Source organism: Clostridium sp. AF21-20LB (assembly GCF_003478795.1).
Taxonomy (GTDB): domain Bacteria; phylum Bacillota; class Clostridia; order Lachnospirales; family Lachnospiraceae; genus Otoolea; species Otoolea fessa.
Genome location: NZ_QUGD01000006.1, coordinates 90,965 through 105,349, shown reverse-complemented (window position 1 = coordinate 105,349; position 14,385 = coordinate 90,965). Strand labels below are relative to the sequence as shown.

The following is a 14,385-nucleotide window of genomic DNA, read 5'->3' as shown; positions in this document are numbered from 1 at the left end:
CCAATATTTACCGGCTTTCCAGAAAACGGATTTCCTTCTGCACCTCCGGTGTGTCCACACCGGCTGCCTGGCACTCCTTAAACTGTTCCAGCGCCTTCGCAAAATCGCCCTCTTTCTCATAGAGAACCGCAATATTCTGCCGGATTACCAGCGCCGTCTCACTGTCCGCCAGCGAAAGCGCCTCCTCATAATGGGAGATCGCGCTCTCATAATCGCCAGCCTCCATTTCACTGATCGCAAGCTGATTATAAATCTCCGACCTTGACACGCCGCGCTCGATCGCCTGATTGCAGTACTGGGCTGCGAGCTCACTATCCCCGGCATCCCGCGCCGCCGACGCAAGCGCCGTAAACGCCAGACTCACACCCGGAGCCGTGGCGCTGCTCTTTTTGCTGTTCTTCGCCTTTTCCTCCGCTGCCGCAAAATCCTTTTCGGCATCCTCCGCCTGTCCGTCTGCTGCCTCCGATGCCGCTTTATAATAGAGGTATTCCGCTTTTCCGCCGTCTACCTCCGCCAGAATTCCATAGGTCTGCGCTGCCGCCTTATAATCCGCCAGTTTGTATTCTGCCTCGCCGCGGTATTTTAAAACATCCAGCTCAAAAGAATTGACGATCCCATCGCTCTCATCCAGCGCTTTTCCAAACGAATCAATCGCATCCTGATAATTACCTGCATTTAACTGCTCAATTCCGGTCATACGCGCCTCTTTCGCTTCCTTCGATTCACCGCCGCAGCCGGAAAGGATGCCCAGTGAAAGCACCGCTGCCGCCAGAAAAAGACTTACTTTTTCTCGTTTTAACCTCTTTATCTGCTTCATTTTTTACCAAACCTTTTTATTAATTCTTTCCCGTACTTCCGATCCCGCCGCGATCTTTATTGTCAAGCTTCTCCGTCTCCTCAAATACGATCTTCGGCTGATGCTCCATGATGCGGAACTGGCAGATGCGGTCATTGACATGGATCACTGTATCACGCAGCGCATATGCCGGAAAATGCCACTGATCGTTGTCCCCGCAGTAGCTCTCATCGATCACACCCATATGATTGGTCTGGATGATGCCGAAATTTTTAAAGGTACTGCTGCGCGGAACTACATGCGCCTCATAGCCCTTCGGCAGCTCCATCGCCACGCCAAGCGGAATCAGGGCAAAATCACCCTTTTTCAGCACCACCTCACGCGCCGCACGCAGGTCGATCCAGTCAGATTTGCCGTCAATGTAGGCGAGGCGGTCAATGGCGTCTGTGAAATATTTGATCTTTATGTTCATGCTGTTCATATCTGTATGAAATCCTTTCTTATGTCACATTTTATCCGGTAATGGCTGCCTTGCAGGTTTGTTTTTCACAAAGCACCTCCCCGAAAAATATTTTTCAACTTTCCAGTTTCTCTATAATACCACACGCGCGCGTTTTCCGAAAGTATTAATTCGTGCAGGCACGGACTTTCGCTCGTTGCGCGCAAAAAATCCCGACGGCCTGGAAATCCAGAACCGCCGGGAAGGAAATAGGTTGGAGCTACTTCAATATCAGAATATTTTAAATGGATACTTTGCTGAACCAGCCGTCAAATTATAAGAGGTTCATAAAAGTAGTCAGTACCATGGAGTTAAAGAAGTCTACGAATAAGCTTCCTACTAACGGTACGATGAAGAATGCACGCGGAGCCGGACCATAGCGCTCTACCAGTGCTCTCATGTTTGCCATTGCGTTCGGGGTTGCGCCCATACCGAAACCACAGAATGCGGTGGTCATAGCAGCTGCCTCGTAATCACGGCCCATGATGTTGAATACAAGGAAGTTTGCATACAGGAACATAACAACCGTCTGAACTAACAGGATAACAATCATCGGAAGTGCCAGAGCTGCTAACTGCCACAGCTTCAGGCTCATCATTGCCATCGCTAAGAACAGGTTCAGGGACAGACCGCCCAGTGCGTCAACTTCTTCCATCGGAAGATCTTTGTGCTGTACATCCCAGATATTACGGATAGCGGCTGCTGCCAGCATCGCACCGATGTAAGTCGGGAATGTAAGACCAATGCTCTTAAAGAACGCGAAAATGAAGGTACCAACACCGATTGCAACTGCAAGGAATACAGCCGCGGTGGTGAATTTCTGACCGTCGATCGGCGATGCTACTTCGTCAACTGCATTGCCTTCCTCGGCTGCGGTTGATTTCAGATGGTGTTTCTCAACACGGGCACGGGCGATAGGACCACCCATCATACTGCCGGATACCAGACCATATGTAGCGGATGCCAAGGCAACTGTAGTTGCGCCTACAACTGCGTATTCCTGCTCCAGAAGCGGTCCGAAGGAACCACTCGTTCCGTGACCTCCAACTAACGGCATAGAACCCATACATAAGCCGAGAAGCGGATTCAGACCAAACGCTGCTGCCAGACCGCTGCCGACTGCATCCTGCACGATACAGATACCAACTGCCAGCGCCAGAAACATAAATACCTGAACGCCGCCCTTCTTTAACAGACGGAAGCAGGCGGTAAAACCGACGCTGCAGAAGAAGATCGTCATAAATACGCTCTGTAAGGTTGTATCAAAGGAAAGCTCCAGAACTCCTGTTGCATACAACGCCAGATGAGCGAATGCAAATACGACACCGCCCGCAACCGGAGCCGGTATACAATACTTGCTCAGGAAGGGCAGCTTCTGTACAAGCAATCTTCCCAGACAGTAGACCAGTGCGCCAAGAGCACACGCCTGATACATATCAAGCTCAAGTGTCAACATAAACAATTCCCCCTTTTGTTTTGCTGGCTTCTTTCATTTATGTAGCGATTTGAAAGAGCTGCTTGTTTGTTTGTGTTGACCTCATTTTCCACGTTGGCTACAAAAAGTTACAAGAAAATACAGAAATATGATGTTAAGAATCTGTTAATGTCAGAATTGAATGAATATTGTTAAGAAAACGTTAATATTTCATTTCCTTCTCTGCCTCTTCCGGCAGTTTCCCCTCAAACTTCAGCTCTTCCTCCGCCTCCATGCGGAACTCGTCGATTCGTCCCGGTGCCGGTTCCGGCAGTTCTTTCGTCGATCCGACTCCAAACCGGCGCAAAAATTCCTCCGTCGTCGCAAACAATGCCGGACGTCCCGGCACATCCAAACGCCCTACCTCGTAAACGAGATTGTACTCAATCAGTTTATTGACCGCGTGATCCGATTTAACCCCGCGGATCTTTTCAATCTCAAGCTTCGTGATCGGCTGTTTATAAGCAATGATCGAGAGTGTCTCAAGCACAACATCCGTTAAAATCTGCTTCTTCGGCGTTGCTGCCACCCGGATCAGATTCTCATAATATTCCGCGCGGGTCGCCATCTGCCAGCTGTCCTCCAGCTGCGTGATCTGCATGCCCCGCTTTTCTGCCTCATAACGGCTCTGTAATCGTCTGACCGCCGCTTCCGCGCGCTCTGTATCCGTCCCGAGCGCCGCCGCAAGCTGGCGCAGCTCAACCGATTTTCCCATTGTAAAGAGAACCGATTCCACGATGGCTTCCTCGCGTTTTTCATCTAATTCTGGCATACTCTTCTCCTTCCTCCGTCGAAAGTTCCAGCTCTGCCTCGTCTTCCGTTTCATCCACATCCACCGTATCGAGCTGCATCTCATCAAACAATTTTTCCTGCACCAGATGAATCCGTCCCATCTTCATCAGCTCCAGCACTGCCAGAAACGCCACGACTATCTCCAGGCGATCGGATTCCCTCTCCAGCACATCGCTGAATTTAAAATGACGGTGTTCCCGCGCATAAGAAAGCACCGACCTTACCTTCTGCTCCAGGCTGATCGGTTCCCTGCGGATCGTACTGAACCGGCTTCGCACCGGGTCAAGCTTATTGGCATTCCGCTTCATGACCGCGTCAAACACTTTCTGCAGCTTTGCCAGCGTCAGACCATCCAGAAGCTTGTCCAGATCCAGCGGTTCTTCATATTTCGCCACCTCCCGGGGAATCGTCGGTTCCTTAAAAAAGAGAAGCTCTGCCTCCTGCTCCCGCTCTTCCAGCTCCTGCGCCATATATTTATACATCTTATATTCCAACAGCCGGCGCACCAGCTCGGCGCGCGGATCTTCCTCGTCTTCTTCCTCTTCTTTTTCCACCTTCGGAAGGAGCATCCGCGATTTGATGTCCAGAAGCGTCGCCGCCATCACCAGAAAATCGCTGACCACATCCAGATCCTCATGATCCATCTGATTAACATATTCCAGATACTGCTCCGTAATCAAGACGATCGGAATATCGTAAATACTTACTTTATTTTTTTCAATCAGATGAAGCAGCAGGTCCAACGGTCCTTCAAAATTATCTAATTTATAGGAAATTTCCATTCTTTCCGAACTCCTTCTTTTAGCCAGCTTTTTCTACAATCATATACCAAATTCCGTATACATCCACCTGTGCCGAAGAGTTATTCCTGCTGCCACCACGTTTTCTTACGGCACTTTCGGTTCCAAAAGTGCCTACCCGTGTACAATAACCAGAATCTCTCTATTGTTTTCCCCGCAACGTCACACAAACCAGCTCTGGCCGGTCATTCAGCCGCACATTGATCGAATGCGTCCCAAGACCCCGGCTGACAATCATCGTCTTTCCGTCCGCATCAAACCGTCCGGCGCACCATGGCAGGAAAAACTGGTACTGCGGCGTCATCACGCCTCCCAGCCCCGGGATCCGGATGGTTCCGCCGTGGAAATGTCCGCAAAGCGTCAGATCCGCGCCCCATTTCCGGCAGGTCTCAAAAAAGAGGGGAGAATGAAATAATAATATCTCATACATTTCATGTCCGGCTTCTCGCTCCTTTTCCGCCAAGTCAGGAAAAAACGATTCTTTCATCTGTTGAAAACACGTCTTCTCTGCCGCAGTTCCAACCCGCTCCGAAAGCTCTTCCATCGGCAGTTCCGGCACCGTGAAATGATGCTTATAATATATCTCCCGCAAATTGCACCCAGTCACCCGGATCCACGGATTGATCTCCTCGCTCCGATCCGACAAATAATGAACCCCCAGACGTTTTAATTCTATCTGGAACCGATCATACAAATCTCCGTACACATCCCGCTCCCGGTTCATCCGCTCCTCATGATTTCCGTTCGCATAGTAAACCGGCACAAAGGAGGTCAATTTTTCCAGAAGCGATACTGTGACGGTTAAATCTCCTTTTCCCTTACAGACCATCATATCGCCGCCGATCAGCACCGCATCTGGCTTGAATGCGCGGATCGCTGCCACCAGCGGCTCATTGTCCGTTCCATACACATTATCATGCAGATCCGACAAAAATACGCAGCGGAACGCAGCGCCATCCGGCAGCTTCGGACTCTCTATCTCATACTGGTCGGTCACAAAATGTTTTTTTTCATATTCCGAGCGGAGCAAAAGCCCCACTGTCACGGTTGCCAGTGCCGCCGCACATGCTGTGATTGCGATCATTTTGTTTCCTCCCATGTCCCATTTTCCAATTGGCTGCCGGCTGATTTTTGCTGCTGTCCGCATCACTGCCATCCTTATGCCCTGCAGACCCGAATCATTTCTATCCTGTTATCATACGGGAAACCGGTGTTTTCGTCAAGACAGGCAAATCCGTTGCTATTTTTTCGACCTCATGATAATATACTTTTAACAACACTGAAATGGCATTCACCTATCGTCAGCCATTTTTCAAAGGGAAATGAGCCAGTTACGGATATTTTCTTAATAACATAAATCAAGCGAGGTTTTTCATGCTTTCTTTTCTCCTGAACTGTAAACGGATTTACAACGATTTCATCAAAGACGAAGTCACGGTGTACGCCGCCCAGGCTTCTTTTTTTATCGTTCTCTCTGCCGCACCTTTTATCATGATTCTGCTGACGCTGATCCAGCTCATCCCCGCCGTCAGCCCGGAGGATCTGATGCACGTGATGACACAGCTTCTTCCCTCCAGCATCCACCCGCTGATTGAATCGGTAATCCAGGACATCCAGACTGTATCCCCGGCCGCCTTGCTCTCGGTTACCACCGTGGCAACCATCTGGTCGGCTGCCCGCGGCATGCTTGGGATCGAGCGCGGCTTAAACCGGATCATCGGCTGCCGCAAGCGCAGAAATTACCTTTTAGGACGTATCATCAACTCTGGCTATACCATTGTTTTTCTCCTGATGTGCATTTTCTCCCTAGTTCTGATGGTGTTCGGTTCCTCCCTGCAGCGCCTGCTATTCCGTTACTTTCCGATGCTGGACAGATTCGTTTCCTGCCTGATTAGTCTCCGGACGTTTCTTGCGCTGGCGCTGCTGACGCTCTTTTTCGTCGCGCTGTACACCTGGCTGCCCTATGAACGGCAGGATATCCGTCTCCAGCTTCCCGGTGCGCTGATTTCCACCGTCGGATGGATCGGATGTTCCTACGGATTTTCCATCTACTTCAACCATTTCAGTAATTATTCTTATATGTACGGCAGCTTGACCGCCGTCGTGATCCTGATGCTGTGGCTGTACGCCTGCATCTGCATCCTGTTTTTCGGTGCGGAAATCAACCAGCACTGGCGCAGATAATCCCCAGCTCAGGAACACCGGATACAGATAGCTTGCCCCAAACACTCCCAGCTGCTTTGGTCCGGTCACGCAGCCAAGCTCCTGCGCTTTTTTTATACGCCACCAGGATGCTTGCACGCGTAACCGACTTTTCTTTCCGGCTGACAAACATCTCGTTTCCCCGGATCGTGTACGAATATTCCAGCCCTTTCGCCGTGTAAAATATTGCCCCTTCAAATGCAAGAATCGCTTCCCACAGGGCATCCGGCGTCTGTTCGCGCAGTAAAGTCTCCCTCTTCCGGCGCTGCACAGCTGTCTCCTGTACCTGGCAATCTGCTGTATCTGGTTTTATTTCATTCTCTTTTGTTTCATCCATTTTTCCCACATCCATTTTGGGATCTTATTTCTTCCGCGTCAATGAAACCACCGTCTCACAATTGGCAGTATGCGGGAACATATCCACGCAGCACACCTTATCCACCTGATATCCTGCCGCCTGGATCGGTTCCAGATCCCTCGCAAGGCTGGTTGGTTTGCAGGACACATAAACCATGTGGCTGACGCCAAAATTCAAAATCTTTCCGATCGCCTTCGGATGGATTCCGTCGCGCGGCGGATCCAGAACGATCAGATCCGGCTTTTCTTCCAGCTCGTCCACCACCTTGAGGACATCCCCCGCCAGAAATTCGCAGTTGCCAAGTCCGTTGCGCGCCGCATTCTCACGGGCTGCCTCGACTGCTTCCCCGACAATCTCCACGCCGACTACTTTCTCCGCCACCGGTGCGAGGATCTGCGCGATCGTGCCGGTGCCGCTGTAAAGGTCAAATACGACTTTTCCCTTCGTCTCACCCACATACTCACGCGTTTTCTCGTACAGCACCTCCGCGCCCAATGAGTTCGTCTGGAAAAAAGAAAACGGCGAGATCTGGAACCGCAGCCCTAAAAGCTCTTCGTAAAAATGCTCGCGTCCGAACAGAATGTCCGTCCCCTCATCTTTTACGGCATCCGCCAATGTATCATTTTTAGTATGCAGAATGCCCGCAAAGCTTCCCTCCATAGGAAGTGCCTGCAGGCGCTCCGTCCATCCCCGTAAAAGTGCTTCCTCGGTTCCCTCAAAGGTGTCCGTCTGTGTCGTCGTGATCAGATCGACCAGAATCTCCCCTGTCTTGATCGCACGGCGCACCAGAAGATGGCGCAGATAGCCGGTATGCTGCATTTTTTTATAAAATCCAACTTTCTTTTCCTCAAAATATTCTTTTGTACAGACAAGAATCTTGCAAAAATCCGGATGCACGATATGGCATTCGCCGGTTGTAACCACATCATAAAAACTGCCGCGCTTGTGCATTCCCAGCGACATAGGACCATCCTTGACCTCATCACCGAAGGAAAACTCCATCTTATTCCGGTAGCCCTGCACCAGCGGGCTGCCTAAGATGCCCTCAAACTCATATTCCGGACATACCGCATCCAGAAGGGAACGAACCTGTTTTTCCTTGATCGCAAGCTGTTCCTCATACGGAATCGGCTGATAAAGACATCCGCCGCAGATACCGAAATGCGGGCATACATCCTCTGCCGTCTCTAACTTTGAGTGCTCGACAACCTCCAAAAGCATACCCTCGCATCGACCGCCGCGCTTTTTATTGATACGGAACCGGATCTTCTGTCCCGGAAGCGCATTTTTGACGATCGCTTTCTCTCCATCTATCACAACTACGCCCTTATTTGGAAACTCAATCCGTTCTACAGTTCCTTCGTAAATCTCACCTTTTTTCATTGATAACTATATAGCTCCTTCTCTCAGTGGCTTTTACCGCACTATAATCACCAACTGCAAATGATTCTTCAACTCACAGCTAATTTCCATCTGCGGTTCTAATTCATATCTTTATAGTATACAGGAATTTTTTTCTTTTTCCAAGATATAAAAAAATACAAACTTATCTACAAACTTTCCTATGGCATAAAAAATACTGCGTGAAACCGATTCTCCGGTTCCGCGCAGTATTTATTCTGATTCATTGACTAAATTATCACAATCAGTCTTTCTTTTCTTTCTCGTCGCTCTCATCCTCGAAGAAATCGTCGTCGAAATCATCATCGAAGTCGTCCTCGAAATCTTCCAGATAATCTGGAGTAAAGAAACGATATACGCCGTATGCAATCGCTGCAACTGCTGCTACAATACCGATAATGGCTAAAATCCAGAGAATACAGTTTTTCTGTTTCTCCTCTTCTTCTTTTCTGTGAAGGAATTCATTCAGTTTGGTTGCATTCATGATCTCTTCTACTCTGGAGAGCGCATCTTTGCTCATCATATCAAATTTATTCATACACTCCACATCCTTTCCCGCGTTTTGATCCGCAATTCTTGATTTTATTATACCATCTCTCAGCCGATTTTACTATATTTTTTATTGGATCTGGCGAAAATGTTTTAATACGGCATTACTGTTTTCGCATACGTGTACCGTAACAATACGGCAAACACGGTCTAACATTTCACCAGTTTTGCAAATGAAGCAAACATTTTTTTCACGCCCACGCGGTCAAAATTAACCGTCACCTCAAAATCCTTGCCGCCGTCCGCGATCTTCTGCACCGTTCCCTCGCCAAATTTGAGGTGGCGGACTCGGTCGCCCTCGCCGTAGGAAAGATGGTCGGCCTCTGGACCGTAAATGCCTTGCCAAATGACGGTGCCGGGCTGGCTGGACGACTGCTGGAACTATAAGCGCTCTTATATGGATCCAGCGTGCGGCTAGAACCAGCACTTCCGGAACCATTCACACCGCCCCAGCCGCTCATCCGGGCTGCGCCGCGCTCCCAGGCGGCATCGTTCTCTGAAAGAGGGTGTTTTCCAGACATTCCGCCAATCCGCACCCGATCGCCGTCTCCCGCGCCAGATACACCAAAGCTGCCCGTTGTCCAGCCAGAAGTCCCCGAATCTTCAAATCCGCGTCCGCCCCGGCTCATACCAGTAGCCCGTTCAAAGACGGTCGGCTGATCTTCCTCGTCCAGAAGCTGCGGCGGAATCTCCTCGATGAAGCGGCTGACCTTCGCAAACCGCGTTTCTCCATTGACCATGCGCTGTCTCGCCGCCGTCAGCGTCAGTTCTTTCTCCGCACGGGTGATTCCGACATAGCAGAGACGCCGTTCTTCTTCGATGGCGTCCTTATCATCCGAAAAGATGGACATGCTACTCGGAAACAGCCCGTCCTCCATGCCGCTTAAATAGACATACGGAAATTCCAGACCTTTTGCGCCGTGCAAAGTCATCAGGACAATCCTGTTTTCGGATTCGTCCAGGCTATCTACATCCGCTACCAGCGCAACCTCCTCCAAAAATCCGTCCAGCGTCGGTTCCTCCGCCGTGCTCATATAGCCGGTCGCCTTATTAACCAGCTCTTCCACGTTCTGCAGACGTGTTTCTCCCTCGATCTCGCCTTCCGCCTCCAGATCCTTCTTATATCCCGTCTCTTCCAGAATCGCCTCGATAAGTTCCGGGATCGAAAGGGCCGAAAGCCGCGACCGGAAGTTTTCGATCTGCTCCGTAAACTTCTCGATCTTATCCGCCGCCTTGCCGATCGTCGGCACGCCGCGCACGCGCAGCAGTGCATCATAAAAGCTCATGCCATTGGCAGACGCATAGATCGTCACTTTTCCGATCGAGGTCGCACCGATGCCGCGCTTCGGCACATTGATAACACGCTGAACCGCCAGATCATCGCGCCCATTCGCAATCGTCTTTAAATAGCAGAGAATATCCTTGATTTCCTTGCGCTGATAGAAATTGACGCCACCGACCAGCCGGTACGGAATGCTGTAATAAATACATTTTTCCTCCAGAAGACGCGACTGTGCATTGGTACGGTACAGCACGGCAAAATCCGAATATTCCGCATTTTTCTCTTCTTTCTCACGCTCAATATCACGGATAATGGCGTCTGCCTCCTCGTATGCCGTGTCATACTGACGGAAGCGCACCTTCGGTCCCTCGTCATTCGCCGTCCACAGCGTCTTGTCCTTTCTGCCGCGGTTGTGGCGGATCACCTCATTTGCCGCGTTCAGGATGCTCTGGGTGGAACGGTAGTTCTGCTCCAGCTTGATAACGCGTGCGCCCGGAAATGCTTTCTCAAAACTTAAAATATTTTCGATATTTGCCCCGCGGAATTTGTAGATCGACTGGTCATCATCACCGACCACACAGATATTTCTGTACTTCTTTGCCAGCAGATCGACCAGCTTAAACTGTACAAGGTTCGTGTCCTGGTACTCGTCCACCATGATATACCGGAATTTATCCTGATAATATTCCAGCACATCCGCGTTTGCCTCGAAAAGCTCTACCGTTTTCACCAGCAGATCGTCGAAATCCAGGGCATTATTCTTCTTGAGTTCTTTCTGGTATTCCCGGTAAATCTGAGCAATCTTTTTCTCCCGGAAGTCCGCTCCCGCCTGCTGCTCAAACTCATCCGCCGTGATCCGGTCATTTTTCGCCGCAGAAATCCGTGACAGCACCGCCCGCTCCTTAAACTGCTTCGGATCCGCCTGCATTTTCTTGAGCACCTGCTTCATCAGCGTTTTCTGGTCGTCGCCGTCATAGATAGTAAAATTCGTGTCATATCCCAGACGGTCGATAAACCGGCGCAGAATCCGAACGCAGCTCGAATGGAACGTGCTGACCCAGATCGCCTCCGCGCCTTCCCCCACAATCTTATCCACACGCTCGCGCATCTCCGCCGCCGCTTTATTGGTAAATGTGATCGCCATGATATTCCACGGCGCCACCCGTTTTTCCTCGATTAAATACGCAATCCGGTGTGTCAGGACGCGCGTCTTTCCTGAACCGGCGCCTGCCAGAACCAGGAGAGGTCCCTCCGTGTGAAAAACCGCCTCCCGCTGCATCGGGTTAAGTGTGTCGTATTTGCTCATATATGTTTCGTTCCCTTCTATCCTCTTATATAATCTATTTTTAATGACAAAAAGTATGTTCGAATACGCTCTAGTATAATCTATTTTCTCTTGGATGTCACGGAATTTTCATTGATTTTAAATTTCTCCTTGCTATCTGGTTTTCAAAACTATATAATATCACATAGAGAGTTCATGACAGCGGAAGCGCCAAAATCGCCTCCCTGTTTCGCAGCTTTCGAATTTCAACGCAGCGAGGTACATACATGAAATCAAACGAAGAACGCCTGCAGGATCTGCTGGCTTATGTTGATAGTCTGACCCGGGTGCATCCGTCGGAGATTCCCGGTATTGATTTATATATGGATCAGGTCACGACCTTCATGGACAGCCACCTGAACACTTCCAAATGGCTGGGCGAGGATAAGATCCTGACCAAAACCATGATCAATAACTATGCCAAAAATAACCTGCTGCCGCCGCCCGTCAAAAAACGCTACTCCAAGAATCATCTGCTGATGCTGATTCTGATTTATTATTTTAAAAATGTGATATCCTTTCGGGATATTGAGCAGCTCTTCTCGCCCATCAGCGAGCACCACTTTTCCCATGGTTCCAGCCCGGAATTAGAAGAGCTTTACAACGAAATCTTTTCGCTGGAAAAAGGGCAGCGCAAGCGCTTGCAGGAAGACGTCATGGCAAAATTTGACGCCGCCAGCCAGACATTCAAGGACTATGACTGTGAAGACCGCGAGTATTTACAGCTGTTCGCCTTTATCAGTGAGCTGGCGTTTGATGTCTATCTGAAAAAACAGATGATTGAAATCCTGGCGGAACAGCTCCGGCAGGAGACGCCGGTGAATCCGAAGAAGAAGAAATAGGCAGCACTTCCGCTGTACCGCCACACTCAAAAACAGGCTAAACAACAAAAATTTCAACCCATTGCATCATACACGATAAAAAAGACACTGGAATCACTTCCCCTTGTGGAAATTCTTTCAATGTCTTTTTTCTTTCATTTCTTTTTATCTTTCATTCAACCAGCTGCCAGCTCCTGGGACATTTCCACCCCAAGCCAAATTTGTCCATCTTTGGCAGGTTGGTTTGCCATACCTATGAAAGTACGCGCTTTATCTATCGTGCGTATATTCCTACTTCGCTTTACGCTTCCGTTTTCTCCGCCTCTTCCTGCTCTTTCACACGCGCAAATACCATATCATATCCGTCGCTTCCGTAATTTAAAGAACGGTTGACACGGCTGATCGTCGCTGTCGATGCGCCGGTCTTGTCCGCGATCTCCAGATATGTCTTCTTCTCGCGCAGCATCTTCGCTACTTCATATCTCTGGGAAAATGATAAAAGTTCATTAACTGTGCATACATCCTCGAAAAAGCTATAGCATTCGTCGGTATTTTTCAGTGTCAGAATCGCCTGGAACAAATGATCCACAGCTTCGGTTTTCAGTTTTTTATTCATAATGCAAGGCACTCCTTTTTAATATGTACTCCGAAAGTATATTCATTTTTCCGTTTTTCTTATATTAACATATTAAAGTTTTAAAGTCTAGTATCTTGCCTATTTTTATGAATATTTTATTTTTCATCTGTTCACGCAATATACATTTATGCGAATCTGCCAAATCTTCTACAGCATAAACTTCTCCACCACATGAGCCACACCGTCGTCGTTGTTGGAATAGGTAATAAAGTCTGCAGCTTTCCGCACCGGAAGCACCGCATTCTCCATCGCTACGCCTAATCCGGCATACTGAATCATTGTGAGGTCGTTGTAGCCGTCCCCACAGGCAATCATCTGCTCACGCGAAAGCCCGATGTGAGAAAGAAGGCGCTCTAACGACTGTGCTTTATCGATGCCCCTCGGAAGCACCTCCAGGAAAAACGGCTCCGAACGGTAAACGCTGAAATTCTTCCCCATTGCCGCCTTGACGCGCGGCTCGACCATCGCCAGGTAGTCTCCATCCTCCATCATCAGGTATTTCGGTACCGGATACGTGATCGCAGCTTCCATGTCGTCCACCTGTACTAACTCCATGCCGTTGATCCGCGCTTCCAACTTTGCATAGGGACTGTCACTCTGGTTCGTCAGAAGCTTTGCCCCCGCCTCATCGTAACTCAAAAGCCCCACCTGTTCCTCCTCGGCCAGGCGTATAATCTTCTGATTCGCCTCCTGCGGCAGGGAACGGCTGAATATGATCTCGCCGGTTTTGCAGTTCGTGATCCTGCCTCCATTAAACGACAGAATATAACTGCCATATTTTGCCAGCTCCAGCTCTCTCGCAAGCGGCAGCACCCCTGGCGTCGGACGCCCGGACGCCAGTACAATCTTCTTTCCGCGCTCCTGAAGCTCCATCAGACGCTGCTTCGTCTTTGGCGTAATCACCTTATCTCTGTTTGTTAAGGTTCCGTCCAGATCCAGGACGATAATCTCATAACTATGTTTTTCGGTCATATTTACTCCACATTCAAATCATACATACTATTACACGTATATACGATACTTGGAAAAGGTGAATTTGTCAATTAGCAACATGCCACATTACTTAATGCAAGGTATTCTGAACTCTTTTCTTTACAATCACAGGATCAAACGGTCGGATGATATAATCCGTGATTCCCATGTCATATGCTTTACGCATCGTATCAACCGGTTCTTCCGAAGAAATCATGATTACAGGAGTTTCCGTAATACACTGACTTTGGTTCATCCATTTCAAAACATCAAAGCCATTCATCTGTGACATATTGATGTCTAAAAGCATCCGATCAATTCCAACATTTTCTCCCAGCATCTGAATGACCTGACTTCCATTTTCTGCTTCCAGATAATCATATGTTTCTCCCAGAATTTCTTTCAACCTATCTCTGTTAAATTCCGCGTCATCTACAATCAGTATTTTTTTCTTTTATCCGTATTTTAATTTTCTATA

Annotated in this window: 14 protein-coding genes and 1 pseudogene; 2 read left to right on the top strand and 13 right to left on the bottom strand. The window is 49.0% G+C overall.

The annotated features are described in order from the left end of the window. Positions 1 to 7: 7 nt before the first annotated feature. From DWX76_RS05245 to DWX76_RS05220, 6 genes are all read right to left on the bottom strand, one after another. Entirely contained in the window at positions 8 to 817 is an 810-nt protein-coding gene (locus DWX76_RS05245) for a tetratricopeptide repeat protein (protein WP_118570237.1), read from the bottom strand. A gap of 19 nt (positions 818 to 836) precedes the next feature. Further along, complete coding sequence (locus DWX76_RS05240; RefSeq protein WP_117795742.1) at positions 837 to 1,268, bottom strand: dUTP diphosphatase; 432 nt, start codon at positions 1,266 to 1,268, stop codon at positions 837 to 839. A 301-nt stretch (positions 1,269 to 1,569) separates the two neighbouring features. Then, a complete protein-coding gene (gene gltS / locus DWX76_RS05235; RefSeq protein ID WP_107001574.1) occupies positions 1,570 to 2,751 on the bottom strand; it encodes a sodium/glutamate symporter in 1,182 nt (393 codons plus the stop codon). A gap of 181 nt (positions 2,752 to 2,932) precedes the next feature. After that, positions 2,933 to 3,541: an SMC-Scp complex subunit ScpB gene (scpB, locus tag DWX76_RS05230; protein WP_118467432.1), complete on the bottom strand. Its 609-nt coding sequence runs from the start codon at positions 3,539 to 3,541 to the stop codon at positions 2,933 to 2,935. After that, positions 3,525 to 4,343, bottom strand: a complete 819-nt coding sequence (locus DWX76_RS05225; protein ID WP_117795115.1) for a segregation and condensation protein A — start codon at positions 4,341 to 4,343, stop codon at positions 3,525 to 3,527. Before DWX76_RS05225 ends, scpB begins: the two co-directional genes overlap by 17 nt. Before the next feature lie 160 nt (positions 4,344 to 4,503). Then, positions 4,504 to 5,445 (bottom strand): metallophosphoesterase, encoded by a 942-nt coding sequence (locus DWX76_RS05220; protein WP_118570250.1) that lies wholly within the window; start codon positions 5,443 to 5,445, stop codon positions 4,504 to 4,506. A gap of 290 nt (positions 5,446 to 5,735) precedes the next feature. Between DWX76_RS05220 and DWX76_RS05215 the strand changes: the two genes are divergently transcribed. Next, the gene (locus DWX76_RS05215) at positions 5,736 to 6,545 is read left to right on the top strand and encodes a YihY/virulence factor BrkB family protein (RefSeq protein ID WP_107001577.1); all 810 of its coding nucleotides are present in this window, start codon (positions 5,736 to 5,738) and stop codon (positions 6,543 to 6,545) included. Here the strand turns inward: DWX76_RS05215 and DWX76_RS05210 are convergent. The 4 genes and pseudogenes from DWX76_RS05210 to DWX76_RS05195 all read right to left on the bottom strand — a co-directional run bounded on the left by DWX76_RS05210 (position 6,523) and on the right by DWX76_RS05195 (position 11,459). After that, positions 6,523 to 6,900, bottom strand: coding sequence for a hypothetical protein (locus tag DWX76_RS05210; RefSeq protein ID WP_182429731.1), 378 nt, complete (start codon positions 6,898 to 6,900; stop codon positions 6,523 to 6,525). The genes DWX76_RS05215 and DWX76_RS05210 overlap by 23 nt on opposite strands. Before the next feature lie 24 nt (positions 6,901 to 6,924). Continuing rightward, positions 6,925 to 8,304: a 23S rRNA (uracil(1939)-C(5))-methyltransferase RlmD gene (rlmD, locus tag DWX76_RS05205; RefSeq protein WP_022359752.1), complete on the bottom strand. Its 1,380-nt coding sequence runs from the start codon at positions 8,302 to 8,304 to the stop codon at positions 6,925 to 6,927. Between the two features lie 262 nt (positions 8,305 to 8,566). Next, positions 8,567 to 8,860, bottom strand: coding sequence for a hypothetical protein (locus tag DWX76_RS05200; RefSeq protein ID WP_022359751.1), 294 nt, complete (start codon positions 8,858 to 8,860; stop codon positions 8,567 to 8,569). A 161-nt stretch (positions 8,861 to 9,021) separates the two neighbouring features. After that, positions 9,022 to 11,459 (bottom strand): annotated as a pseudogene (locus DWX76_RS05195) (UvrD-helicase domain-containing protein). A 245-nt stretch (positions 11,460 to 11,704) separates the two neighbouring features. On the opposite strand from DWX76_RS05195, the gene DWX76_RS05190 reads away from it, so the two are divergent. Next, entirely contained in the window at positions 11,705 to 12,319 is a 615-nt protein-coding gene (locus DWX76_RS05190; RefSeq protein WP_022359749.1) for a DUF1836 domain-containing protein, read from the top strand. Between the two features lie 280 nt (positions 12,320 to 12,599). Here DWX76_RS05190 and DWX76_RS05185 read toward each other — a convergent pair whose 3' ends face one another. The 3 genes from DWX76_RS05185 to DWX76_RS05175 form a co-directional block, all read right to left on the bottom strand. After that, on the bottom strand, positions 12,600 to 12,914 hold the full coding sequence (locus DWX76_RS05185) for a YerC/YecD family TrpR-related protein (protein ID WP_022359748.1): 315 nt from the start codon (positions 12,912 to 12,914) through the stop codon (positions 12,600 to 12,602). Positions 12,915 to 13,082: 168 nt separating this feature from the next. Beyond that, positions 13,083 to 13,907 (bottom strand): Cof-type HAD-IIB family hydrolase, encoded by an 825-nt coding sequence (locus DWX76_RS05180; RefSeq protein ID WP_107001580.1) that lies wholly within the window; start codon positions 13,905 to 13,907, stop codon positions 13,083 to 13,085. A 91-nt stretch (positions 13,908 to 13,998) separates the two neighbouring features. Further along, positions 13,999 to 14,346 carry a response regulator gene (locus tag DWX76_RS05175; protein WP_333490920.1) on the bottom strand — a complete coding sequence of 116 codons (348 nt, stop codon included), beginning with the start codon at positions 14,344 to 14,346 and terminating at the stop codon, positions 13,999 to 14,001. Positions 14,347 to 14,385: the final 39 nt, after the last annotated feature.

Coding starts and splice junctions, on each gene's coding strand:
- DWX76_RS05245 (WP_118570237.1), bottom strand. CDS start 817: ATGAAGCAGATAAAGAGGTTAAAACGAGAAAAAGTAAGTCTTTTTCTG.
- DWX76_RS05240 (WP_117795742.1), bottom strand. CDS start 1,268: ATGAACATAAAGATCAAATATTTCACAGACGCCATTGACCGCCTCGCC.
- gltS (WP_107001574.1), bottom strand. CDS start 2,751: ATGTTGACACTTGAGCTTGATATGTATCAGGCGTGTGCTCTTGGCGCA.
- scpB (WP_118467432.1), bottom strand. CDS start 3,541: ATGCCAGAATTAGATGAAAAACGCGAGGAAGCCATCGTGGAATCGGTT.
- DWX76_RS05225 (WP_117795115.1), bottom strand. CDS start 4,343: ATGGAAATTTCCTATAAATTAGATAATTTTGAAGGACCGTTGGACCTG.
- DWX76_RS05220 (WP_118570250.1), bottom strand. CDS start 5,445: ATGATCGCAATCACAGCATGTGCGGCGGCACTGGCAACCGTGACAGTG.
- DWX76_RS05215 (WP_107001577.1), top strand. CDS start 5,736: ATGCTTTCTTTTCTCCTGAACTGTAAACGGATTTACAACGATTTCATC.
- DWX76_RS05210 (WP_182429731.1), bottom strand. CDS start 6,900: ATGGATGAAACAAAAGAGAATGAAATAAAACCAGATACAGCAGATTGC.
- rlmD (WP_022359752.1), bottom strand. CDS start 8,304: ATGAAAAAAGGTGAGATTTACGAAGGAACTGTAGAACGGATTGAGTTT.
- DWX76_RS05200 (WP_022359751.1), bottom strand. CDS start 8,860: ATGAATAAATTTGATATGATGAGCAAAGATGCGCTCTCCAGAGTAGAA.
- DWX76_RS05190 (WP_022359749.1), top strand. CDS start 11,705: ATGAAATCAAACGAAGAACGCCTGCAGGATCTGCTGGCTTATGTTGAT.
- DWX76_RS05185 (WP_022359748.1), bottom strand. CDS start 12,914: ATGAATAAAAAACTGAAAACCGAAGCTGTGGATCATTTGTTCCAGGCG.
- DWX76_RS05180 (WP_107001580.1), bottom strand. CDS start 13,907: ATGACCGAAAAACATAGTTATGAGATTATCGTCCTGGATCTGGACGGA.